At 70.8% G+C, this 20,557-nt stretch carries 25 protein-coding genes; 17 read left to right on the plus strand and 8 right to left on the minus strand.

The window, feature by feature from the left end; genetic code table 11:
- Positions 1–658: 658 nt before the first annotated feature.
- Positions 659–1,558, plus strand: a complete 900-nt coding sequence (locus FCL41_RS02600) for a MerR family transcriptional regulator (protein WP_170970110.1) — start codon at positions 659–661, stop codon at positions 1,556–1,558.
- 68 nt (positions 1,559–1,626) lie between these two features.
- On the opposite strand, the gene FCL41_RS02605 is transcribed toward FCL41_RS02600, so the two are convergent.
- Positions 1,627–2,385 carry an SDR family NAD(P)-dependent oxidoreductase gene (locus FCL41_RS02605; protein ID WP_137064104.1) on the minus strand — a complete coding sequence of 253 codons (759 nt, stop codon included), beginning with the start codon at positions 2,383–2,385 and terminating at the stop codon, positions 1,627–1,629.
- Positions 2,386–2,486: 101 nt separating this feature from the next.
- Positions 2,487–3,659, minus strand: a complete 1,173-nt coding sequence (locus tag FCL41_RS02610; RefSeq protein ID WP_137064103.1) for an acyl-CoA dehydrogenase family protein — start codon at positions 3,657–3,659, stop codon at positions 2,487–2,489.
- 254 nt (positions 3,660–3,913) lie between these two features.
- Between FCL41_RS02610 and npdG the strand changes: the two genes are divergently transcribed.
- The 5 genes from npdG (at position 3,914) to FCL41_RS02635 (ending at position 7,141) form a co-directional block, all read left to right on the plus strand.
- Positions 3,914–4,579 carry an NADPH-dependent F420 reductase gene (npdG, locus tag FCL41_RS02615; protein WP_137064102.1) on the plus strand — a complete coding sequence of 222 codons (666 nt, stop codon included), beginning with the start codon at positions 3,914–3,916 and terminating at the stop codon, positions 4,577–4,579.
- 254 nt (positions 4,580–4,833) lie between these two features.
- Positions 4,834–5,484 (plus strand): hypothetical protein, encoded by a 651-nt coding sequence (locus FCL41_RS02620; protein WP_137064101.1) that lies wholly within the window; start codon positions 4,834–4,836, stop codon positions 5,482–5,484.
- 40 nt (positions 5,485–5,524) lie between these two features.
- The gene (locus FCL41_RS02625; RefSeq protein WP_137064100.1) at positions 5,525–5,869 is read left to right on the plus strand and encodes a DUF2200 domain-containing protein; all 345 of its coding nucleotides are present in this window, start codon (positions 5,525–5,527) and stop codon (positions 5,867–5,869) included.
- A 44-nt stretch (positions 5,870–5,913) separates the two neighbouring features.
- Entirely contained in the window at positions 5,914–6,660 is a 747-nt protein-coding gene (locus tag FCL41_RS02630; RefSeq protein ID WP_137064099.1) for an SDR family NAD(P)-dependent oxidoreductase, read from the plus strand.
- A gap of 103 nt (positions 6,661–6,763) precedes the next feature.
- Positions 6,764–7,141 carry a hypothetical protein gene (locus FCL41_RS02635; RefSeq protein WP_137064098.1) on the plus strand — a complete coding sequence of 126 codons (378 nt, stop codon included), beginning with the start codon at positions 6,764–6,766 and terminating at the stop codon, positions 7,139–7,141.
- A 22-nt stretch (positions 7,142–7,163) separates the two neighbouring features.
- Here the strand turns inward: FCL41_RS02635 and FCL41_RS02640 are convergent, their stop codons facing one another.
- On the minus strand, positions 7,164–7,742 hold the full coding sequence (locus FCL41_RS02640; RefSeq protein WP_137064097.1) for a mycothiol transferase: 579 nt from the start codon (positions 7,740–7,742) through the stop codon (positions 7,164–7,166).
- 55 nt (positions 7,743–7,797) lie between these two features.
- Positions 7,798–8,082, minus strand: a complete 285-nt coding sequence (locus FCL41_RS02645) for a hypothetical protein (protein WP_137064096.1) — start codon at positions 8,080–8,082, stop codon at positions 7,798–7,800.
- Positions 8,083–8,180: 98 nt separating this feature from the next.
- Between FCL41_RS02645 and FCL41_RS02650 the strand changes: the two genes are divergently transcribed.
- The 3 genes from FCL41_RS02650 (at position 8,181) to FCL41_RS02660 (ending at position 11,097) form a co-directional block, all read left to right on the plus strand.
- Entirely contained in the window at positions 8,181–10,403 is a 2,223-nt protein-coding gene (locus FCL41_RS02650) for a carbon starvation CstA family protein (protein ID WP_137064095.1), read from the plus strand.
- 35 nt (positions 10,404–10,438) lie between these two features.
- Positions 10,439–10,627, plus strand: coding sequence for a CstA-like transporter-associated (seleno)protein (locus FCL41_RS02655; RefSeq protein WP_137064094.1), 189 nt, complete (start codon positions 10,439–10,441; stop codon positions 10,625–10,627).
- A 65-nt stretch (positions 10,628–10,692) separates the two neighbouring features.
- Positions 10,693–11,097 (plus strand): VOC family protein, encoded by a 405-nt coding sequence (locus tag FCL41_RS02660; protein WP_137064093.1) that lies wholly within the window; start codon positions 10,693–10,695, stop codon positions 11,095–11,097.
- A gap of 16 nt (positions 11,098–11,113) precedes the next feature.
- Here the strand turns inward: FCL41_RS02660 and FCL41_RS02665 are convergent, their stop codons facing one another.
- Complete coding sequence (locus FCL41_RS02665) at positions 11,114–11,716, minus strand: TetR/AcrR family transcriptional regulator (RefSeq protein WP_137064092.1); 603 nt, start codon at positions 11,714–11,716, stop codon at positions 11,114–11,116.
- A 103-nt stretch (positions 11,717–11,819) separates the two neighbouring features.
- On the opposite strand from FCL41_RS02665, the gene FCL41_RS02670 reads away from it, so the two are divergent.
- From FCL41_RS02670 to FCL41_RS02700, 7 genes are all read left to right on the plus strand, one after another.
- Positions 11,820–12,371, plus strand: a complete 552-nt coding sequence (locus tag FCL41_RS02670) for an NAD(P)H-dependent oxidoreductase (protein ID WP_137064091.1) — start codon at positions 11,820–11,822, stop codon at positions 12,369–12,371.
- 120 nt (positions 12,372–12,491) lie between these two features.
- Positions 12,492–13,550, plus strand: a complete 1,059-nt coding sequence (locus tag FCL41_RS02675; protein ID WP_137064090.1) for a hypothetical protein — start codon at positions 12,492–12,494, stop codon at positions 13,548–13,550.
- Positions 13,551–13,665: 115 nt separating this feature from the next.
- Positions 13,666–14,286 carry a class I SAM-dependent methyltransferase gene (locus tag FCL41_RS02680; RefSeq protein ID WP_137064089.1) on the plus strand — a complete coding sequence of 207 codons (621 nt, stop codon included), beginning with the start codon at positions 13,666–13,668 and terminating at the stop codon, positions 14,284–14,286.
- A gap of 52 nt (positions 14,287–14,338) precedes the next feature.
- Positions 14,339–14,626 carry a DUF1905 domain-containing protein gene (locus tag FCL41_RS02685; protein ID WP_137064088.1) on the plus strand — a complete coding sequence of 96 codons (288 nt, stop codon included), beginning with the start codon at positions 14,339–14,341 and terminating at the stop codon, positions 14,624–14,626.
- A gap of 81 nt (positions 14,627–14,707) precedes the next feature.
- Complete coding sequence (locus FCL41_RS02690) at positions 14,708–15,184, plus strand: hypothetical protein (protein ID WP_137064087.1); 477 nt, start codon at positions 14,708–14,710, stop codon at positions 15,182–15,184.
- 211 nt (positions 15,185–15,395) lie between these two features.
- On the plus strand, positions 15,396–15,689 hold the full coding sequence (locus FCL41_RS02695; protein ID WP_137064086.1) for a hypothetical protein: 294 nt from the start codon (positions 15,396–15,398) through the stop codon (positions 15,687–15,689).
- A gap of 73 nt (positions 15,690–15,762) precedes the next feature.
- Positions 15,763–17,055 carry an HNH endonuclease signature motif containing protein gene (locus FCL41_RS02700; RefSeq protein ID WP_138868046.1) on the plus strand — a complete coding sequence of 431 codons (1,293 nt, stop codon included), beginning with the start codon at positions 15,763–15,765 and terminating at the stop codon, positions 17,053–17,055.
- A gap of 46 nt (positions 17,056–17,101) precedes the next feature.
- Here the strand turns inward: FCL41_RS02700 and FCL41_RS02705 are convergent, their stop codons facing one another.
- Positions 17,102–17,551, minus strand: coding sequence for a hemerythrin domain-containing protein (locus FCL41_RS02705; RefSeq protein WP_212723226.1), 450 nt, complete (start codon positions 17,549–17,551; stop codon positions 17,102–17,104).
- 208 nt (positions 17,552–17,759) lie between these two features.
- Complete coding sequence (locus FCL41_RS02710; RefSeq protein WP_137067490.1) at positions 17,760–18,008, minus strand: DUF4287 domain-containing protein; 249 nt, start codon at positions 18,006–18,008, stop codon at positions 17,760–17,762.
- A 146-nt stretch (positions 18,009–18,154) separates the two neighbouring features.
- Between FCL41_RS02710 and FCL41_RS02715 the strand changes: the two genes are divergently transcribed.
- Positions 18,155–18,499, plus strand: a complete 345-nt coding sequence (locus FCL41_RS02715; RefSeq protein ID WP_137067489.1) for a hypothetical protein — start codon at positions 18,155–18,157, stop codon at positions 18,497–18,499.
- Positions 18,500–18,570: 71 nt separating this feature from the next.
- Here FCL41_RS02715 and typA read toward each other — a convergent pair whose 3' ends face one another.
- A complete protein-coding gene (gene typA, locus FCL41_RS02720; RefSeq protein WP_137067488.1) occupies positions 18,571–20,463 on the minus strand; it encodes a translational GTPase TypA in 1,893 nt (630 codons plus the stop codon).
- Positions 20,464–20,557: the final 94 nt, after the last annotated feature.

Consider the following 20,557-nt stretch of genomic DNA (forward strand, 5'->3'; position numbering starts at 1 on the left):
AGCTTTCCTTCGCGACTCTTCCCTGTCGTCGTGCCGGCGCGGGGGTCGCGGCGAGCGTGCTCGCGTGGCCGCCCCGAGCGGCCCCTGCGGCCCCCCGCGTCGGCGCGGCAGCACGTGGCTGCCGCCTCCGCCGCCGTCGCGGCGAAGCTGAAGGCGTCGTTCGGCGCCGTGAGTCCCGAGGAGCCCCGCCCGACGCCGCCGCAGACCTGGGGGTGCGGCACGGCGGCGTCGGACGAAGCATCCTCGGGCTCCCCTGTGGCCCGAGGGCTGGTGGCTGTGGGGGCAGCACCTGGCTCGCGGTCGATGGGCGGAAGGGGTTCATGGTCCGGCCCCCCCGGCAGCGATGGCTGCCGACGGGGTCGGGGGTTCAGTGGCCTGCCGATCAACTTCTTCGAACGTACAGTCTTTGTCAAAGGTATGTCAAAGGTTATGTACAGTGTTTTTGTGGCCCCTCCCCACGGGGACGGGGCACGTCATGGGCGGACTGCAAGACTCACCGCAGCCTCATGGCTCGAACGATGTGCTCCGGGGCTGGAGGTGGGTCAGAATTGGGACCGTTCCGCGGCCCTTGGACGGGTCGGGACGGGCACGACGAGCAGGACCACAGGCACGACGAGCAGGGAGGGCTGCGCGCGGCGACCGGCTGGGCAGGCAACGCATGTACACGATCAAGCACGCCTCCGAGATGCTCGGGGTCAATGTCGCCACGCTGCGCGCGTGGGAGCGGCGCTACGGCATCGGCGCGCCCCACCGCACCGACGCCGGCTACCGCTTGTACGACGACGAGGCGTTGCGGGCGCTCAGCACCATGAACGCCTTCGTCCAGGAGGGGATGGCGCCGCGCCAGGCCGCCGAGGAGACGCGGCGTCGTCTGGCGGGCGAGGCGCCGGCCGACGGGTCGCTGGCTCCCGGCGTCAGCGAGGCAGGGCGCCTCAGTGGCACCGCCGAGGAGGCGACCGAACGACTGCTGGTCGCCGCCGAGCGGCTCGACGTCGCTGCGGTCTCCCGGCTCCTCGACGAGCGGTTCGCGATGGCTGGCCCCGAGGCCGTTGTGGACGACTGGCTGCTGCCCGCCATGCGCGCGCTCGGCCTGGCCTGGGCGTCGGGACGGGTGACCGTGGCTGGTGAGCACATGGTCGCGCACGCCGTCGTGCGGAAGCTGTCGGCAGCGTACGAGGCCGCTGGGGCGGAGGGCTCCGGGCCGCGCATCGTGGTGGGCCTGCCGCCGAAGAACCGTCATGAGATCGGCCTGCTCGGCTTCGCCGTGGCGGCGCGTCGGGCCGGCCTCGCCACCACCTACGTGGGCGCCGATCTTCCCGTCGCGGACTGGCTCGCCGCCGTCGAGGCACGCAGCCCGGTTGCGGTCGTGCTGGCCGCCAGCATGACCCGTGACCTCGGGCACCTCGGTGCCGTGGTCGACGCGCTGGGTGCGGCCCACCCCGACCTCCTCGTCGCCGTCGGCGGGGCGCTCCAGGACCGTGCGCCGGAGTCGTGCCTGCGGCTGGGCCACCGCGTCGGCGACGCCGCCCGCGAGCTCGCCGGCCGTCTCTCCGGCTAGTTCCGTGGGTGACCGGTCGTCGCGCCCCGCTGGGTCAGCAAGGGCGCGACGTAGGCGTCAACCCAGCGTCAGCGCGGCGACATGCGCAGGGCGCCGTCCATCCGCACGACCTCACCGTTGAGGTAGTCGTGGTCGATCAGCGACAGCGCGAGCTGGGCGTACTCCTCGGGGCGCCCGAGGCGCTGGGGGAAGGGGACCCCCGCGGCCAGCGACGCGCGGAACTCCTCCGAGACGGTGGCCAGCATCGGGGTCTCGATGATGCCGGGCGCGATCGTCAGGACGCGGATGCCGTACTGCGCGAGGTCGCGGGCGGCGGGGAGGTTGAGGCCGACGATGCCGCCCTTGGAGGCGGAGTAGGCGGCTTGGCCGACCTGCCCGTCGTAGGCGGCGATCGAGGCGGTGTTGATGATGACGCCGCGCTGGCCGTGCTCGAGCGCCTCGGTGGCGGCGACCTTCTCCGCAGCCAGGGTCATCACGTTGAAGGAGCCGATGAGGTTGACCTGCACGATCTTGGCGAAGAGCGCCAGGTCGTGGGGGCCCTTGCGGCTGAGGATGCGCGCCGACGGGCCGATGCCCGCGCAGTTGACGACCGTACGCAGCGGCACTCCCGCGCCGGCGGCGGCGTCGACCGCGCCCTGGACCTGCTCGGGGTCGGTCACGTCGACGCCGACGTAGGAGACGCCCTCGACGACCGGGGCGTTCTCGATCGCGGCCGGGAGGTCGAACGCGAAGACCGTCGCGCCTCGCTCGGCGAGGGCGGCGGCGGTCGCGGCGCCGAGGCCGGAGGCTCCGCCGGTGACGATCGCGGCGGTGTCATGGACCTGCATGGTGGTTCCTTCTTCTGTCGGGCTGCCGGGAGTTCCCCGGCGCGAGCTGCCGGGGTGTGCCGGCGTGAACGGTGTGGCTTGGGAGGCGTACGTCGTGGGGCTCAGGCCCCCGGGCCGGTGATCGCGCCGCCCGGCGAGCGGTCGAGGGAGCGGCTGATCACCATGCGCTGGATCTGGTTGGTGCCCTCGAAGATCTGCATGACCTTGGCCTCGCGCATGTAGCGCTCGACGGGGAAGTCCCGGGTGTAGCCGGCGCCGCCGAAGACCTGCACGGCGTCGGTGGTCACCTTCATCGCGCTGTCGGTGGCGGTCATCTTGGCGATGCTCGCCTCGCGGCTGAAGTCGAGGCCGGCGTCCTTGAGGCGTGCCGCGTGCAACGTCATGGCCCGGGCCGTCTGGACCGCGGCCTCCATGTCGGCCAGCACGAAGGCGAGGCCCTGGTGGTCGATGATCCGCTGGCCGAAGGTCTCGCGCTCCTGGGCGTAGGCGACCGCCTGGTCGAGGGCTCCCTGGGCGAGGCCCGTGGCCACCGCCGCGATCCCGAGGCGACCTGAGTCGAGGCCCGCCAGCGCGATGCGCAGGCCCTCGCCCTCGGCGCCGAGCCGGCGCTCGACGGGCACGCGTACGTCGGTGAGGACCATGGTGGCCGTGGTCGAGCCGGTCAGCCCCATCTTCTTCTCGGGGTGGTCGGCGCGCAGGCCGGGGGCGTCGGCTGGCACCAGGAAGCAGGAGATGTCGTTGCGCCCGTCGCCGGTGCGGGCCATCACCTTGTAGAAGTCGGCCTCGCCGCCGTGCGTGGTCCACGCCTTCGCCCCGTTGAGGACGTACTCGTCGCCCTCGCGCCGGGCGGTGGTCCGCATCGCGGCGGGGTCGGAGCCGGCGTGCGCCTCGGAGAGGCAGTAGGCGCCGAGCAGCTCGCCGCCCAGCATGTCGGGCAGCCAGCGCTGCTTCTGCTCGTCGGTGCCGAAGGTGGCCAGTCCGAAGCAGGACAGCGCGTGCACGCTGACGCCCACGCCGACCGACGACCAGACGGAGCCGATCTCCTCCAGCACCTGGAGGTAGACCTCGTACGGCTGCCCGCCGCCGCCGAGCTCCTCGGGGTAGGGCAGTCCGAGCACCCCCATGGCGCCGAGGGTGCGGAAGATGTCGCGCGGGAAGGTCTCGGTGGCCTCCGCCTGCGCGGAGCGGGGGAGCAGCTCCTGGGTCGCGACCTGGCGTACGAGCGCGAGCAGGTCGCGGGCCTCCTCGGTGGGAAGGATCCGGCGTGCGGGCATGGCGTCTCCTGGGCGTGGTGTGTCAGTCAGGCGCCGACCGACCGGGCCACTGTAACGACAGCCCTCAGCGGGTCTGCGGCCTCCCACGAGGCCCGGGGGAGGGGGTCCCCGTCGTACGCCTGTCCCGAGCCGGTGCGAGCGTGGAATGCTGGGGCGCAGCTCCGTGTACCCTTTTGTCAGACGTTTTGTCCGGCGGGGAGCTCCGCGGGGCACCTACCCGTCGGACCTCCCGACGCGAGCGACAGGAGACACCCGTGAGCGACCTGACCGGCAAGACCATCGCCGTCCTCGGAGGCACCGGACCGCAGGGGCGTGGCCTCGCCCGGCGTTTCGCCACGGCCGGACTGAGCGTGGTCATCGGCTCGCGTGGGGCGGAGAAGGCCGAGCAGGTCGCCGCCGAGCTGGCGCAGGCCACCGGTGGCGCGGTCACGGGTGCCGCCAACGCCGACGCCGCAGCGGCGGGCGACGTCGTGCTGGTCGTCGTGCCGTGGGACGGCCACAAGGAGCTGCTCACCGACCTCAAGCCCGCCCTGGCCGGCAAGATCGTCGTCGACTGCGTCAACCCGCTGGGCTTCGACAAGCAGGGCCCCTTCGCGCTGCAGGTCGAGGAGGGCTCGGCGACGCAGCAGGCTGCCGCGATCCTCACCGACTCCACCGTGGTCGGCGCGTTCCACAACGTCAGTGCCGTCCTGCTGGAGGACCCCGAGGTCGAGACGATCGAGTGCGACGTCCTGGTGCTGGGTGACGAGCGCGAGGCCACCGACCTGGTGCAGGCGCTCGCCGACTCCATCCCCGGCATGCGGGGCGTCTACGGCGGCCGCCGTCGCAACGCCCACCAGGTCGAGGCCTTCACGGCCAACCTCATCGCGATGAACCGTCGCTACAAGGCCCACGCCGGCCTGCGGATCACCGACATCTGAGGAGTGAGCCGGAGGTACGCGGAGCGAAGCGAGGCGTGCCGGAGGCGAGCCCCGCAAGATGTCGGCTTGGGCAGAGACATCTGAGGAGTGAGCCGGAGGTACGCGGAGCGAAGCGAGGCGTGCCGGAGGCGAGCCCCGCAAGATGTCGGCTTGGGCAGAGACATCTGAGGCGAGCCCCGCAGGAGGTCGGTCAACGGGCACTGACATCTGAGGAACTCTCGCCCCGAGCGCCGCTGGCCACTAGGTTGGCGCTCGTGCGCAACGAATGGTTGGCAGTCTCGGCAGCGGCCCTGGTCATCGGCGCCACCGCGCTCTTCTTCGGAAGCCACCTGGCGCCGCGTCCCACCGGCGACGGACACATCATGCGACTGGTCCACGAGGACCCGTACGCGTGGACGACCTCTGCCGTCGTGCTGATGGTGGCCAGCATGGGGTTCCTCTTCGGCATCTCCAGCCTGACCTCCCTGATCCGTGGCCGCGGCGTCGTGCTCGGTCTGGTGGGGGTCTTCACGATCGCGTTCGCCGCCGTCGTGCTGGCCGGGTTCGCGATGCAGCTGGTGCTGATGCGTGGCCTGAGCGTGGAGGGCGGCGTGACCGGCGAGCAGATGGCGGCCGCGATGCGCGACCCGCTGCAGCAGGGGATGCTGAAGGTCGGCTTCGGGGCCTTCTACGTCGGTGAGATTGCGCTCGCCTGGGCCTTCGTGCGGTCCGGTACCACGCCCCGCTGGGTTCCCGCCCTCTTCCTCCTGCACGTCCTCGCGGTGGTCGTCGCCGTCGTCGGAAAGGTGGGCTTCCTCGAGGACCTGCCGTCGATCCTCATGGTCGCGGCCTTCGTGGGAGCGGCGATCTGCGCCAACCGGGACGACGTCTCGGTGCAGCGCTCCCCGCGTACGCCGGTGGGCTGACGCCCTGCGTCCGTCGTCGCCGTCCGCTAACGTCGGCGCCATGGGGCACCGCATCTTCACCACGGCCTTCTCCTCCGTCTACCCGCACTACGTGACGAAGGTCGAGAGGAAGGGCCGCACGGTCGCCGAGCTGCACGAGGTGATCGAGTGGCTGACCGGATTCGACGACGCCGCGCTGGCCGAGCACCTGGCTACCGGGACCACGTTCGAGCAGTTCTTCGCGGCCGCTGACCTCAACCCTCACGCCGAGCTCATCACCGGCAGCATCTGCGGGGTGAAGATCACCGAGATCGAGGACCCGTTGATGAAGCGGATCCGGTTCCTCGACAAGCTGGTCGACGAGCTGGCCCAGGGCCGACCGATGGATAAGGTGCTCCGGGGCTGAGACCCCGTGCGCGGCTGCCCGACCGGTCTGCTGCACTTCTCCCCATGGATCTGGGACTTCTGGGCGCCGGCGCGCTCGTGACCGGCGGCAACCGCGGCATCGGCCGGGCGACGGCAGCCGCCCTCACGCAGGAGGGCGCGCACGTGGTGCTCCTCGGCCGTGACGAGGCTTCGCTGGCGCAGGCCGTCGAGGAGACGGGGGCCGTGGGCCACGTCGTCGCCGACACCACCGACGACGCGACGGTGCGGGCTGCCGTGGCCGCTGCGGTGCAGAGGCTGGGCCGTCTCGACGTGGTCGTCAACTGCGCCGCCCCCCGGGCGGTGTCCGGTGCACCGACAGGCCTGGAGGAGCTGGACGAGGCCGACGTGCTCACCCACGTCGACACCAAGGTGCTCGGCTACCTCCGGGTGGTCCGCGCCGCCGCCCCCCACCTACGCGAGCGTGGGGGACAGGTCGTCAACATCTCCGGCACCAACGCGCGCGTCACCGGCAACGTGGGCGGCTCGATCCGCAACATCGGCGTCGTCGCGCTGACGAAGAATCTGGCCGACGAGCTCGGGCCCGACGGCGTGAGCGTCGTCTGCGTGCACCCGGGCCTGACCGTCACCGAGCGCAACGCCGGCGACGCCGCGTACGCGGAGCAGGCCGCCGCCTCGAACGCCCTGGGCGTGGCGCAGACCGCGGCCGACGTGGCGGCCCTGGTCACCTTCCTGGCCTCCCCGCTGGGTCGCGTGGCCAACGGCGCGGTGGTGACGGCCGACGGCGGCCGGCCAGGACACATCTGGGCCTGACTTCTGCTGTCCGGCTTCTGAGTGACCCGACTTCCGCGATTCTGCCCACGAGCGAGGACGCTCCGGCGTAGCGTCGTGAGTACCACTCGACACAGGAGTCACCATGCGTTACCTCGACCTGCCGGAGCCGACGCGACTGTCGCTGCTGCGCGGATTCGTGGAGCGTTCGTGGCACGCCCCCGGCCTCACTGCTGAGGAGTCGGCGATGATCCACGCGCGCATCTCCGAGCCGCAGGCCTACGAGGACGGTCTCCGTCTTCGTGCGGTGGTCGACGCGATCAACAGCGCCGTCGACTTCGACGCGCTCAACGCGGCCGAGCGCGCCTACGACGACGTGGCCACCGAGCTCAACCAGCGGTACGGCGACGGCGTCGTGGCGCTGAGCACCGGCGCCGAGGAGCTCGGCATCCGGGGCTTCCGGGGCCAGGGCTTCGAGACCCGCTCCAGCGTGCTCGTCGGCGAGGAGCTCGTCGCGAGCTGAGGCAGCAGCCCTCTCAGCCCTCTCAGGCCCCGGCGCCCACGGGGCGCCAGTCGTCGGGCGGGTCCTCGCCCACGCGACCGTCCACCGCCTCGCGCAGCAGGTCGGCGTGGCCGGTGTGGCGTCCGTACTCCTCGACCAGGTCACAGACCAGGCGCCGCAGGCTCGCATGCTGGCCGCTTTCGTTCTCCTCGGCCGTCAGCTGGTCGAGGCCGCCGTCGTCGATCGCGGCACGCAGCCGGGTGCGCGACGCAGTGACGGACTCGTCGTAGAGCGCGTACAGCTCCGCGGGGGAGTCTTCCCCGGCAGACCTCAGGTCCCAGTCGGGGGTGGACTCCCAGTCGGCCGTGTTCCACGGTGGGCCCGGATCGCCGCGGAACGCCTTCCACGTGAACTGGATGGCCTCCACCGCGGCGAGGTGCTTCAGCAGGCCGCCGAGCGTGAGGCTCGAGGCGCCGACCGTGGCGGAGAGTCCCGCTGCGTCGAGCCCGTCGGCCTTCCACCGGAAAGTCCATCTGAGCCGGTCCAGCATGCCGAGCAGGTGCTCCACCTCGCTGCCGGCCAGCGGTGGCTCCCAGGGCGGGGTCGGTGAGTCGGGACTCATGTTTCTCACGGTAGGCCGGGCGCGCGGGGTCGCACCAGTGCCAGTTCTCGGTAGCTCAGGCGTTGTCGAGCGACGTCGGGACCCGGTCCCGCAGCCAGGTGGTCGTGCCCGGCGCCAGGCCCTTGAGCTTCGGCCGCTCGAGCACGGGCGAGACGATGAGCGCCGCGTCCTCGTCCTCCAACGACCACTTCAGGCCGTGGTAGACCCGCGACAGCGACTCCGTGCTCTCGACCAGGATCAGGCCCGGCCCGGCGGCACGGAGCTCCGTCCACGGTCCCTCGAGCCCCGCGACGTCGGCCTCGGGGGGCGGGTCGGACGTCCAAGCGAGGAAGACGGTCATGCCGACATCTTGCCGGGAAGACCCTTGCGGGGCCGCACCTCCCGGTCGAAGATCGGGGGACCGCCCGCCTGCCCGCGGGGTCTCTCGGAGGAGGACGCATGTCGCACCACGTCACCACCTCACCGCCACCCACTCCGGAACGTCGTCGGGCCTCGCCGGTCTCGATCGCGGTCTGGGTGGCGGTTGCCCTCGTCGGCGCCGTCTGCTGGACCGTGCTGGCACTCCAGCGCGGCGAGGAGGTCTCCGCGCTGTGGATCCTCTTCGCGGCCCTGGCGTCGTACGCCATCGCGTACCGCTTCTACGCCCGCTGGATCGCGCGGCGCGTGCTGGAGGTCGACGCGACCCGCGCGACCCCGGCCGAACGCCTGGAGAACGGCCGCGACTTCGACGTCACCGACCGCCGGGTGCTCTTCGGCCACCACTTCGCCGCGATCGCCGGCGCCGGTCCGCTGGTGGGCCCCGTGCTCGCCGCGCAGATGGGCTACCTGCCCGGCACGATCTGGATCATCGTCGGCGTCATCTTCGCCGGGGCCGTGCAGGACATGGTGGTGCTCTTCTTCTCCATGCGCCGCGACGGCAAGAGCCTGGGTCAGATGGTGCGCGAGGAGATCGGCGTCGTCGGCGGCATCGCCGCCCTGATCGCCGTCTTCGCGATCATGATCATCATCCTGGCGGTGCTGGCCCTCGTCGTGGTCAACGCGTTGGCCGAGTCGCCGTGGGGTGTCTTCTCGATCGGGCTCACCATCCCGATCGCCCTCTTCATGGGCTTCTACCTGCGGGTGCTGCGGCCGGGCCGGGTCATGGAGGTCACCGCGATCGGCGTGGTGCTGCTGCTGCTCGCGATCATCGGCGGTGGCTACGTCGACGACTGGGGCTGGGCCGACGCGCTGACCCTCTCGAAGGAGCAGCTGACGCTCGGCCTGGTGATCTACGGGTTCATCGCCTCGATCCTTCCGGTCTGGATGCTGCTCACCCCGCGCGACTACCTGTCGACCTTCATGAAGGTGGGGGTGATCGTGCTGCTCGCGGTGGGCCTCGTGCTCGCCGCGCCGACCCTGCAGAACGAGGCGGTCAGCTCCTTCGCGATCGACGGCGACGGCCCGGTCTTCGCGGGCAAGCTCTTCCCGTTCGTCTTCATCACGATCGCCTGCGGGGCACTGTCCGGCTTCCACGCCCTGATCTCGTCGGGCACGACGCCGAAGATGGTCGCCAAGGAGCCCCAGGTGGTGATGATCGGCTACGGAGGCATGCTCATGGAGTCGTTCGTCGCCATCTCCGCGCTGATCGCGGCCAGCGTCATCGACCCCGGCCTCTACTTCGCGATCAACTCGCCCGCCGGGGCCACCGGCCTCGACGCTGGCACCGCCTCGGAGTTCGTCGCGAGCCTGGGCTTCACCATCAGCCCGGCTGACCTGCAGGCGGCCGCCGCATCGGTGGAGGAGGGGACGCTGATCTCGCGCACCGGTGGCGCACCGACCCTGGCCTTCGGCATGTCCCAGGTCTTCACCGAGGCGTTCGGGGGCGGCCTGGCGGCGTTCTGGTACCACTTCGCGATCATGTTCGAGGCGCTCTTCATCCTCACCGCCGTCGACGCCGGCACCCGCGTGGGCCGCTTCATGCTGCAGGACACGATCGGCAACGTCTGGCCGAAGTACGGCGACCTCGCCTGGCTCCCGGCCTCGTGGTCGGCGAGCGCGGTGGTGGTCGGCCTCTGGGGCTACATGCTCTACGTCGGGGTGACCGACCCGCTGGGCGGCATCAACCAGCTCTTCCCGCTCTTCGGCATCGCCAACCAGCTGCTCGCGGCCATCGCGCTGACGCTCTGCGTGACCCTGCTGATCAAGCACGGCAAGGCGAAGTACGCGTGGGTGCCGGGTGTCGGACTGGTTTGGGACCTCATCGTCACGATGACGGCGAGCTGGCAGAAGGTCTTCTCCGACAACCCGGCGATCGGCTACTTCGCCCAGCGCAGCCGTTACGCCGACGCCCAAGAGGCCGGTGACCTGCTCGCCCCCGCGACCGACCAGGGGCAGATGGACCAGATCATCTTCAACTCCACCCTCAACGGAACCCTCCAGGCGCTGTTCGCGATCCTCGTGGTCATCGTCGTGCTCAACGCCCTGTGGATCTGGGTCAAGGGGGTACGGGCCGGTGGCCTGCCCACCACGGAGGTACCGAAGGTCGAGTCGCGGATCGTGGCTCCGGCGGACTTCTTCGCGACCGCGGAGGAGAAGGCGGAGCTGGCCCGCTGGCAGGCCGAGCAGCGGGAGCTGCGCGACGCCGACCGGGGCGCGAAGAGCGGGAGCGGGGCCGAGCGGTGAGTGGGGGCGAGGGCGGGGGCGGGCAGCGTACTCCTGTGCTCGACCGCGTACGCCGCACCGGGCGCGGGCTGTGGTGGTACCTGCGCCAGGCCACGGGGGAGGCGAAGTGGGACGACTACCTCGCCCGGTGCCGGGCCGAGGGTCGAGAACCGATGTCACGCCGGGAGTTCGAGCGGCACCGCGACCAGCACCGGGAGGAGTCCGCGCGCCACAGCTGTTGCTGACGTCGCAGCGTGGGACCACCGACGTAGGGGTTTCGTGCCGGCAGGCCGAGCCCTAGCGTGCAGGCATGACCTCCTACGTCTCGCACACCTCGTTCGACTGTGCCAACGCCTACGCTCTCTCGCAGTGGTGGCAGCAGATGCTCGGCTACGTCGACGACAGGGAGGATCCCAGCGCCCCGGGTGACGAGGAGTGCTCGATCCACGACCCCGAGACCGGGCACACCCTCTGGTTCCTGGAGGTCCCTGAGTCCAAGCAGGTCAAGAACCGTCTCCACCTCGACCTGCGCCCGCGCGAGCGCACCCAGGACGCCGAGGTGGAGTGGGCGCTGGGCATCGGGGCGACGCAGGTGGCCGACCTGCGCGGGGAGTACGGCCCCGGCACGGGATGGGTCGTGCTGGCCGACCCGGAGGGCAACGAGTTCTGCATCCTGCGCAGTGAGCACGAGGTGCGCGAGGTCGAGGGCGAGTGACGCTGCCCCGCGCGGCTCAGTCGCGCACGATGCGCCGGACGAGGTCGATCCAGCCGGCCTTGATCCGCTCGACGGTGAAGCCGTCGCGGCGGGTCTGCTGCTCGAGCACGTGCACCTCGAAGGGGGCCATCAGCGCGGTCGCGAGCAGCGGGAGGTCGCCGCGCACGCCCAGCTGTTCCAGCAGGTGCCGCAGATGGCTGACGGCGAAGACGTACGGCGGCTGCGAGCGTCCGCTGGGGCCGCCGGTCGCGTGACGGATCAGGTCGAGGTTGGCCAGCGTCGTCTCGAGCCGTGAGGGGCCGAAGGCGAGCAGCCGCTCCATCGGGTCGGCGTCGGGGCCCAACGGGGGTGGGCCGAAGAGGATCGCCGCCTGCCACGCCGACTCGGAGTGGTCGAGGAGTGCGGCCATCAGGCCCTGACGTGAGTCGAAGCGACGAAAGACCGTGCCCTTGCCGACGCCGGCCTCCGCGGCGACCGCGTCCATGGTGACCGCGTCGATGCCGTCGCGGGCGATGAGCCGCTGCGCCGCCTCGAGGATCGCCACCCGGTTGCGGGCCGCGTCGCTGCGCTCGACCGGGCGTCCGCCGAGGATCGGCAGCAGGGGGCGGTCGTCGGTCACGCGGCCACTCTACGGAGAAGTGGCCGCGGCACTGCGGGGAATACAACCGGACTGCGGTCCGTTTATCCCTCGACCGCTCCACCCGATCTGAGGAGAAACCCCCATGTCCACCTCCCGTGTCGCCGTACTCGTCGGCAGCCTTCGCGCCGACTCCCTCAACCGCAAGCTCGCCCAGAAGCTGCAGGACCAGGCGCCGGAGGGCGTCACCGTCGAGATCGTCGAGGGGCTGGAGTCCCTGCCGTTCTACAACGAGGACATCGACGGCGACTCCGTCCCCGAGGCCGCCGCTCACGTACGTCGTCAGGTCGAGGCCGCCGACCGCGTCCTCGCCGTGACGCCCGAGTACAACGGCACGATGCCTGCCGTGCTCAACAACGCCATCGACTGGCTCTCGCGTCCCTACGGCCAGGGCGCCCTGGTCGCCAAGCCCTTCGCCGTCGTCGGCACCACCCCCACGCCCTTCGGTGGCCAGTGGGCCCACGCCGACACCGCGCGCTCCGCCGGCATCGCCGGGGCAGTCGTCCTCGAGGACGCCACCGTGTCGCAGACCGGCATCGACGTCGACGTGCTGGGCGACCCCGAGGTCTTCGGTCGCCTCGAGGCCGCGCTGGTGAAGCTGGTCGAGCACGAGGTCGCTCCCTCGCCGGTGGCCTGAGCCACGACGTCGCGGGGGCCTGCTCCCAGACCCACTGGATCGCCCTCCCTCGCCGGGTCGCGCGGGAGGGCGACCTCGGGCCTGGGGGACATGTGGGCAGACGTTGCTAGCCTGCTGGAGATGCCCCATTCCGGATCCGACGACCCTGCCCTGCCCCACGACCGAGCCGCCGCCTCCTCGGGCGAACCCACCTACTGGGACCGGCTTGCCGCTGAGCTCCAGCGCCTGCGGCAGTCAGTCGGAAGCCCGTCGTACGCCGAGATCGCCCAGCGCATCACTCAGCGCCGGGTCGAGGCCGGGGTGCGGCTCGAGGCTGCGCGAGTGGCCCGGACGACCGTCTACGACGCCTTCCGGACGGGCCGCAAGCGGATGGACCTGGGCCTGCACCGCGAGATCGCGGCGGCGTTGGGCGCGACCACCGACGAGGTGGAGGAGTGGATGCGGCGAGCCCGTCATCCCCACACGCAGGACGAGGCCTCCGGACACTCCTCGAGCCAGACGTCGTCCGAGCCCCAGGTGCGAGAGCGGCGCGCTGAGCCCGAGCAGCGTGAGGAGAGCGAGGAGCGTGAGGAGAGCGAGGAGCTCGCCCCGACGACGGTGCTCCTGGTGATGATCGGTTGCGTGCTGCTCAACACGTTGGGCCGCGACCTCGTCACCATCCTCCACCTCCCGCTCTACCTCGACATGGTGGGCACGGCGGTCGCGGCCTTCACGCTGGGCGTGTGGCGGGGAGTGGCCGTCGCCGTGATCAGCAACCTGATCGGGGTCGCCGCCACTGGGCCGTCCTCGGTCGCCTTCGCGGCCGTCAACGCAGCCGGGGCGGTGGTGTGGGGCCTCGGAGCGCGGCGCCTGGCGATGGCCCGCACCCTGCCTCGGTTCCTGGGGCTCAACCTGCTCACGGCGCTGGCGTGCTCACTCGTCGCAGTGCCGATCCTGCTGGTGCGTTTCGCCGGGTCGGTCAGCCACGGGCAGGACGTGCTGACCGAGCGGTTGGTGACGCTGACCGATCAGTTCGCCTTCTCGGTCAGCGCCGCCAACCTCCTGACGTCGACGGGCGACAAGCTGCTCAGCGGCTTCATCGCTCTCGTCATCGTCTCGGCGCTGCCCCGCCCCCTACGGCGGGGCAGCGGTCTGGTGCTGGCCGACCCAGGCTCCACGTCCCCGGCGCGCGGAGCCTGACCCACCCAGGGCCTCGACCCAGACACACCAAGTCAAGGCGAGTTCGACGACCTTTTTTGCCCGTCCGGAGCACTCCGGACATTTCCCGGACACGGCCGGGGGTGAGGATGGGGTCATGAACGACAACTCCCGCCCGCGTCCACGCTGGTTCACCGAGACCAAGGACGGCCACTCGCAGTGGTACGTCGACCGTTTCCGCACGCTGGCCGCCGAGGGCGCCGACCTGCTGGGTGAGGCACGCTTCGTCGACGCGCTGGTCGAGCGCGGGTCGCGGATCCTCGACGCGGGGTGTGGGGCGGGTCGGATGGCCGGTGCGCTGGACGCGATGGGCCACACCGTCTGGGGACTCGACGCTGACCCGGTGCTCATCGAGGCCGCCGAGGCCGACCACCCCGGACCGACCTACGGGGTCGTCGACCTGAGCGAGCTGACCCTGGACGACGTGGGCGGCGAGCCGGTCGACCTGGTCGTCTGCGCTGGCAACGTCATGGTCTTCGTCGCTCCCGGCACGGAGCGTCAGGTGCTCGAGAACCTGTGCGCGGTCGTACGCCCCGGCGGACGCGTGGTCATCGGCTTCCGTCGCGACGAGGCCTACCCGTATCTGCAGTACGACGCCGACCTCGCCGCCCTGGCCGACGCCGGGGTGGCGCGAGTCGAACACCGCTTCGCGACGTGGCACATGGACCCGTTCACCGACGAGTCGGACTTCGCGGTGACCGTGCTGCGGGTCTCCTGAGCCCTCGTTCTCAACCCTCGACCGGGGCTCCGGGGCGTGCGAGTCTGGCGCGATGGACTTCGGTTTCGAGGGTGAGCTGGTGGAGTGGCGCGGACCGGCGCCCTACTACTTCGTCGACATCCCCGCGGAGCTGAGCGACGACATCAAGGCGGCCGCGAGCGGCGTGGAGTACTGGGGCCAGATTCCGGTCATGGCGCAGATCGACGACACGGAGTTCACCACCGCGCTCTTCCCGCGGGAGGGCCGCTACCTGCTGCCGGTCAAGGACGCCGTACGCACGCCCCTCGGCCTCGTCGTGGGCGAGGTGCTCGCGGTGGAGATGTCCGTGGGGCGGCGCTGAGGTTGAGGCAGTCCTCCTCGGGCTCGCGGGATGAGTAGGTGTGCGGATGCCCAGCGCACGGCGATCGCGCAGACTGACGCCGTGACCCACGACATCGCCGCCCCCACGCCCGCCTCTGACACGACTCCCTCCTCCCTCCGCCCGAGGTCCCGCGGCCTCCGGTCCGTGGCGCTCGCCGCAGGGGTTCTCGCCCTGGTCGCCGCCGCGGCCTGGTTCGCCTGGCTGGGCTGGGACCGGGAGTACTACGTGGTCGACGGGGAACAGCAGGGTCCCTACCGCGCGTGGCAGGTCGTCGGATGCGGCCTCACCATCGTCGTCGCCTCCGTCCTCGCTCAGTGGTGGACCCGCAGCGGCTGGGCGATCCCCTTGCTGGCCGCCGCCGCGACCGTCGGCTTCGCGATCCCCTGGGGCGTGGACGCGGCGATGACCGACGACAGCGGACTCTTCGTGGTCGGCCTGATCTTCCTCGTGGTGGGTGCGGGCGCCGGACTGACGGTGCTGCTGGCCGTGACGTACGCCGTCCAGCGCGCCACGGGTTCTCTCGCGCGTCGCAGCTGAGGGCAGATCCGGGAGTCCGGCCCCGGGAGTACGCCCGCGAACCGCTCAGGAGGGCGGAGAGTTCTCGGTTCCTCTGCGGGGTCCTGGCGCGCCGCCTAGCGTGAGCGGGGTGTCGGGGGATTCCATGCAGCTGTTGACGTGTCCACTCTGTCGCGGCGACGTCCGCGTCGGCTCCTCGGGGTGCCTCACCTGCAGCCTCACCATGGCTGACGTGGCTCGCCACCAGAGGCTCGCTGGGAGACGTTCCTTCGCGCGCTCGGCCGGGATGCGCCTGACGGGCCTGCTGCTGTACTCGGCCGCGGTGTTCTGGACCTGGTGGCAGCTGCGCGACGCGATGGTCTTCGTGGTTCCCGCTGCGGTGGGCGGCGGGTTGCTCCACGTGTGGCGAGGTCGTCCGTGGCTGGGGCTCGTCGTCTTCTGGCTCATGGTCGTGCTTCTGCCCATCCTGGTCGTGCCGGCCCTGGGTACAGGTTTCTGGGCGGACTTCCGTCAGGGCTGGGAGTGACGTCCCTACTTCTGGCGATGCTGGTCGAACACCTGTTCGAATAGGTTGGTCTCATCCACTCGGGAGGTGACCCATGCAGACCAGCCAGCACTCGTTGACCACACTGGTGGGTCTGCTGCGCGAGCAGGTGAAGTCGGTGGCCGACCTCAATCCGGTCTTCATGCCGACCGTCGACAAGGTCGACGTGCTGGGTGAGCTGGTGGCGCTGGAGTCGCAGGTGGCTGCGCTTCGGCTGCGCGTGATGGCCTCGGCTGGCGACGTGGCGGTGGAGTCCGGTGATCGCTCTGTGGCTGCGTGGCTCTCGCGGACGCAGCGCCTGCGCCGCAGTGACTGCGTCGCCGACGGCCGTCTTGCCGAGGCGCTGGACCGAGACCTGCCGGTGCTGTCGACGGCGCTGCGTGAGGCACGGGTCAACCTGGCCCAGGCGCGCGTGATTGCTGCCGCGGTGGGGGAGCTGCCTGACCGCGTCGGGGCCGAGGTGATCGCGAAGGCTGAGGCCGAGCTCGTACGTCTGGCTGCCGACCACGACCCCAAGGACCTGACGGTGCTGGGCCGGCGAATCCTGCAGATCGTCGACCCGGAACGGTTCGAGGACGAAGAGCGTCGACGCCTCCAGGGCGCGGAGCGGCAGGCGGCCCTGCGGCAGCGCTTGCGTTTGCGGGCGGTCGGTGACGGGCTCACCCGGATCTCCGGAGTGCTCCCGGACGCGGTGGCGGCGCGGTTGGCGACCTACCTGCACGCGTTCACCAACCCGCGGCTGGCCGAAGGCGCGGTCCGTGGCTCGGCCGACGACGCGGGAACGGCCGAGGGTGAGGAGCGTGGGTTCGGGCAGGCGGTGAACCGCCCGCGGCGCCTGGCCGAAGCGTTCGGTCAGCTCCTGGAGACCCTCGACCCGAAGCGACTGCCGATCCACGGTGGCGACGCGACGAACGTGACCGTCACGATCTCCCTGGACGCGCTGCGCGACGGTCTTGGAGTCGCGACGCTGGACAACGGCGTGCCCGGTGACGGGTTCGAGGCGATCACGGCTGCCCACGCGCGGCGTCTGGCGTGCAACGCCCGGATCATCCCAGCCGTCCTGGGCTCCGACTCCGAGGTGCTCGACCTGGGGCGTGCCTCCCGGCTCTTCACCAAGGCCCAGCGCCGAGCGCTGCTCCTGCGCGACAGGACCTGTCGGGCGGAAGGGTGCGACATCCCCGGGACCTGGTCTGAGGCCCACCACCTCAGGCCATGGCAGGGTGGCGGCGAAACGGATCTCCACAACGCGGTGCTGCTCTGCAGCCACCATCACCACCGCGTGCATGATCCCGGCTACGACCACCGGCGACTGGCCAGCGGCGACCTACGGTTCCACCGCAGGTCTTAGGGGCAGCGCCGATCCACTGTCGGGTTGGTCCCTCCCCAGCTGCCGCTCAGAGGGGTCCGTACGCCTCACTCACCTCTGCCTCGAGCTCCAACGTCTCCAGCACGGTGAGCAGCTGGCGCTCCTCGTAGCGGAAGTGTGACTCCATGATGGCCGCCAACCCTTCGAGGTGTTGGTGCAGGGCCGCCGGCCCTTCAGCCCTGTCGACCGCCGTCTGGAGCCCGCTGAGCAGGTGGTTGATCATCGAGTGGTCCTGCTCGAGGTGGCGCACGGTCTCGACCAGCTCAGGGTGCTGCGCCATGATCGCGGGGAAGAGGGTGCGGTCCTCGCCCTCGTGGTGCCCCGACAGCGCCGCGCAGAACCCGCGGCAGAAGAGCAGCAGGTCACGGGTGGCGACCGTGACGCTGCCACCGCTGTGGGCACCGTCAGCGACGGCGTCCGCCACGGCGTCGCGCGTCACTTCCAAGGCTTGTCGCAAGCGGTCGTGGACCTGCCTCATCTCGCGGCTCCAGGCCACGAAACGGGACCCGTCCTGCCGCAACTCCCCCTCAGCCACGTGAGGACGAAGGGAACGATCGACGCATCGTCGTGCTCCTTCGGTTCGGCGCCTCCATGCCTGACACGGACTGTCACCGGCACGCGACGCTGCCAGGAGCCTAGCGGCACCGGGTTGCTGCCAGGAGCCTAGCGGCGCCGGGTTGAGAAGTTCAGCCGGTGAGCTTGGCCTTCACGTAGGCCACGATCGCGTTGGCGTGACCGTGCCCCAGGCCGTGGTCGTCCTTCAACCAGGTCACGACCTCCATGTGGGGGTGGTGGTCGAGGCGGTCGGCGGCCAGGTCGAGCCACGCCTGCACCGGGCGTCCGTAGGCCTTCTCGATGCTCGGGAAGTACGACGCGGGCCCCTTCGGCTTCTCGCCGTCGGCGATGACGGGGGCCAGCACGCGGTGTTCGGTCATGCCATCACCGTAACGACACCTGGGCGTGGTCGGGAGCCCGAAGGCCTGTGGAAGACGAGCACGGACGAGGCCCTGATTCCCCTAGCGTCGCTGTCACGGAGACCCCGGCTCGGGACGAGGTCCGGGGCGAGAGACGAGGGAGACCGATGATGCGTCGGATCATGCGTGGGACGGCAGCGGCAGCACTGGTGGCAGTGCTGGGAACGACGGCGGTCGGTTGCTCCAGCGGCAAGCCGTCGAAGGGGGAGTTCCGCGACGCCATGGTGACCAACGCCAAGTCGGCGGGTTTCCTCACCGAGAACGGTGGCGACGAGCTCGATTGCATGGCGGACGAGTCCTACGACGACCTGTCGGACGAGATGCTGCGAGCCACGGTGGAGGAGGACTCCGACCACGAGCCGTCGGAGGCTGACAGGAAGGTCATCGCAGACGCCTCCAAGCTCTGCGCCGACCGGGCGATGGGCGCCGACGCGGAGCCTCTGGCGCCCTGACTCACCCCTGACGTACGACGAGGGCCCGCCCCCGCGAGTGCGGTGACGGGCCCTCGTACGAGGCAGGCAGATCAGCTCTTGGCGGCCTTGCGGGCGCGCGACGCGGTCTTGGCGCGCTCGCCGGCGTTCAGGACGACCTTGCGGATGCGGACGTGGTCGGGGGTGACCTCGACGCACTCGTCCTCGCGGCAGAACTCGAGCGACTGCTCCAGCGAGAGCTTCTTCGCCGGGATCAGCTTCTCGAAGTTGTCGCTCGTGGCCGAGCGGATGTTCGTCTGCTGCTTCTCCTTGGTGATGTTGACGTCCATGTCGTCGGCACGCGAGTTCTCGCCGACGATCATGCCCTCGTACACCTCGGTGGTGGGCTCCAGGAACATCGTGCCGCGCTCCTGCAGCGAGGTCATCGCGTACGCAGTGGCCGCACCCGCGCGGTCAGCGACCAGCGAGCCCGAGTTGCGCGAGCGGATCTCGCCAGCCCACGGGCCGTACTCCTCGAAGACGTGGGCAGCCATGCCGGTGCCGCGCGTGATGGTCATGAACTCGGTGCGGAAGCCGATCAGGCCACGGGCCGGGACGACGAACTCCATGCGGATCCAGCCGGTGCCGTGGTTGGTCATGCCCTCCATGCGGCCCTTGCGGTTGGCGAGGAGCTCGGTGATCGCGCCGAGGTACTCCTCGGGGGCGTCGATCGTGAGGCGCTCGATCGGCTCGTGGAGCTTGCCGTTGATCTCCTTGGTGACCACCTGCGGCTTGCCGACGGTGAGCTCGTAGCCCTCGCGGCGCATCTGCTCGACCAGGATGGCCAGCGCGAGCTCGCCTCGGCCCTGGACCTCCCAGGCGTCGGGACGCTCGGTCGGGAGGACGCGCAGCGACACGTTGCCGACGAGCTCGGCGTCGAGGCGGTCCTTGACCAGGCGCGCGGTCACCTTGGTGCCCTTGGTCTTGCCGGCCAGCGGGGAGGTGTTGGTGCCGATGGTCATCGAGATCGCGGGCTCGTCGACGGTGATCAGCGGCAGGGCCACCGGGTTCTCCGCGTCGGCCAGCGTCTCGCCGATCATGATGTCCGGGATGCCCGCGATGGCGACGATGTCGCCGGGGCCCGCCGTGGTGCCGGGGACGCGGTCGAGGCCCTCGGTCACCAGCAGCTCGGTGATCTTGACGTTCTTGACGGTGCCGTCGCTCTTCATCCAGGCCACGGTCTGACCCTTGTTGAGGGTGCCCTGGTGGATGCGCATGAGCGCGAGGCGGCCGAGGAACGGCGAGGAGTCCAGGTTGGTGACGTGGGCCTGGAGCGGGGCGCCCTCGGTGTAGGTCGGCGCCGGGATCGTCTCGAGGATCGTCTTGAACAGCGGCTCGAGGCTGTCGCCCTCGGGAAGGGTCGCGTTCTCGGGCTTCTCGAGCGAGGCGATGCCGGCCTTGCCGGAGGCGTACACGACGGGGAAGTCGAGCGCCTCGGAGGAGTGGCTGTCGTCGAGGAGGTCCATGAAGAGCTCGTACGTCTCGTCGACGACCTCGTCGATGCGGGCGTCGCCGCGGTCGACCTTGTTGACCACCAGGACGACCGGCATGTCGGCGTTGAGCGCCTTGCGCAGCACGAAGCGGGTCTGGGGGAGGGGGCCTTCGGAGGCGTCCACCAGCAGGACGATGCCGTCGACCATCGACAGGCCGCGCTCGACCTCGCCACCGAAGTCGGCGTGGCCGGGGGTGTCGATGATGTTGATCGTCATGCCCTCAGGCGCGCTGGGCCCGTGGTAGCGGACGGCCGTGTTCTTCGCGAGGATGGTGATGCCCTTCTCGCGCTCCAGGTCGCCGGAGTCCATGACGCGCTCGGCCACGTTCTCGGCCTCCCGCTCCGTGAAGGCGCCGGCCTGGCGGAGCATGGCATCGACGAGCGTGGTCTTGCCGTGGTCGACGTGGGCGACGATGGCGACGTTGCGCAGGTCGTTCCTGCGGAGGTCAGTCATGAGGTCGTGAGATCACTTCCGTTGTGGAGGGGTCCGGGCCAGCACCCCGTCGGGGCCGCCGGCGTCGGCGCACCACTCAGGCAGACCTGGGGCA

The sequence above is a fragment of the Nocardioides jishulii genome (assembly GCF_006007965.1).
Taxonomy (GTDB): domain Bacteria; phylum Actinomycetota; class Actinomycetes; order Propionibacteriales; family Nocardioidaceae; genus Nocardioides; species Nocardioides jishulii.

What these genes read in the sequence shown, in the direction of transcription:
- FCL41_RS02600 (WP_170970110.1), top strand. Translation starts at nt 659, where the DNA reads ATGTACACGATCAAGCACGCCTCCGAGATGCTCGGGGTCAATGTCGCC.
- FCL41_RS02605 (WP_137064104.1), bottom strand. Translation starts at nt 2,385, where the DNA reads ATGCAGGTCCATGACACCGCCGCGATCGTCACCGGCGGAGCCTCCGGC.
- FCL41_RS02610 (WP_137064103.1), bottom strand. Translation starts at nt 3,659, where the DNA reads ATGCCCGCACGCCGGATCCTTCCCACCGAGGAGGCCCGCGACCTGCTC.
- FCL41_RS02625 (WP_137064100.1), top strand. Translation starts at nt 5,525, where the DNA reads ATGGGGCACCGCATCTTCACCACGGCCTTCTCCTCCGTCTACCCGCAC.
- FCL41_RS02630 (WP_137064099.1), top strand. Translation starts at nt 5,914, where the DNA reads ATGGATCTGGGACTTCTGGGCGCCGGCGCGCTCGTGACCGGCGGCAAC.
- FCL41_RS02635 (WP_137064098.1), top strand. Translation starts at nt 6,764, where the DNA reads ATGCGTTACCTCGACCTGCCGGAGCCGACGCGACTGTCGCTGCTGCGC.
- FCL41_RS02640 (WP_137064097.1), bottom strand. Translation starts at nt 7,742, where the DNA reads ATGAGTCCCGACTCACCGACCCCGCCCTGGGAGCCACCGCTGGCCGGC.
- FCL41_RS02645 (WP_137064096.1), bottom strand. Translation starts at nt 8,082, where the DNA reads ATGACCGTCTTCCTCGCTTGGACGTCCGACCCGCCCCCCGAGGCCGAC.
- FCL41_RS02650 (WP_137064095.1), top strand. Translation starts at nt 8,181, where the DNA reads ATGTCGCACCACGTCACCACCTCACCGCCACCCACTCCGGAACGTCGT.
- FCL41_RS02660 (WP_137064093.1), top strand. Translation starts at nt 10,693, where the DNA reads ATGACCTCCTACGTCTCGCACACCTCGTTCGACTGTGCCAACGCCTAC.
- FCL41_RS02670 (WP_137064091.1), top strand. Translation starts at nt 11,820, where the DNA reads ATGTCCACCTCCCGTGTCGCCGTACTCGTCGGCAGCCTTCGCGCCGAC.
- FCL41_RS02675 (WP_137064090.1), top strand. Translation starts at nt 12,492, where the DNA reads ATGCCCCATTCCGGATCCGACGACCCTGCCCTGCCCCACGACCGAGCC.
- FCL41_RS02680 (WP_137064089.1), top strand. Translation starts at nt 13,666, where the DNA reads ATGAACGACAACTCCCGCCCGCGTCCACGCTGGTTCACCGAGACCAAG.
- FCL41_RS02685 (WP_137064088.1), top strand. Translation starts at nt 14,339, where the DNA reads ATGGACTTCGGTTTCGAGGGTGAGCTGGTGGAGTGGCGCGGACCGGCG.
- FCL41_RS02700 (WP_138868046.1), top strand. Translation starts at nt 15,763, where the DNA reads ATGCAGACCAGCCAGCACTCGTTGACCACACTGGTGGGTCTGCTGCGC.
- FCL41_RS02705 (WP_212723226.1), bottom strand. Translation starts at nt 17,551, where the DNA reads ATGAGGCAGGTCCACGACCGCTTGCGACAAGCCTTGGAAGTGACGCGC.
- FCL41_RS02710 (WP_137067490.1), bottom strand. Translation starts at nt 18,008, where the DNA reads ATGACCGAACACCGCGTGCTGGCCCCCGTCATCGCCGACGGCGAGAAG.
- FCL41_RS02715 (WP_137067489.1), top strand. Translation starts at nt 18,155, where the DNA reads ATGATGCGTCGGATCATGCGTGGGACGGCAGCGGCAGCACTGGTGGCA.
- typA (WP_137067488.1), bottom strand. Translation starts at nt 20,463, where the DNA reads ATGACTGACCTCCGCAGGAACGACCTGCGCAACGTCGCCATCGTCGCC.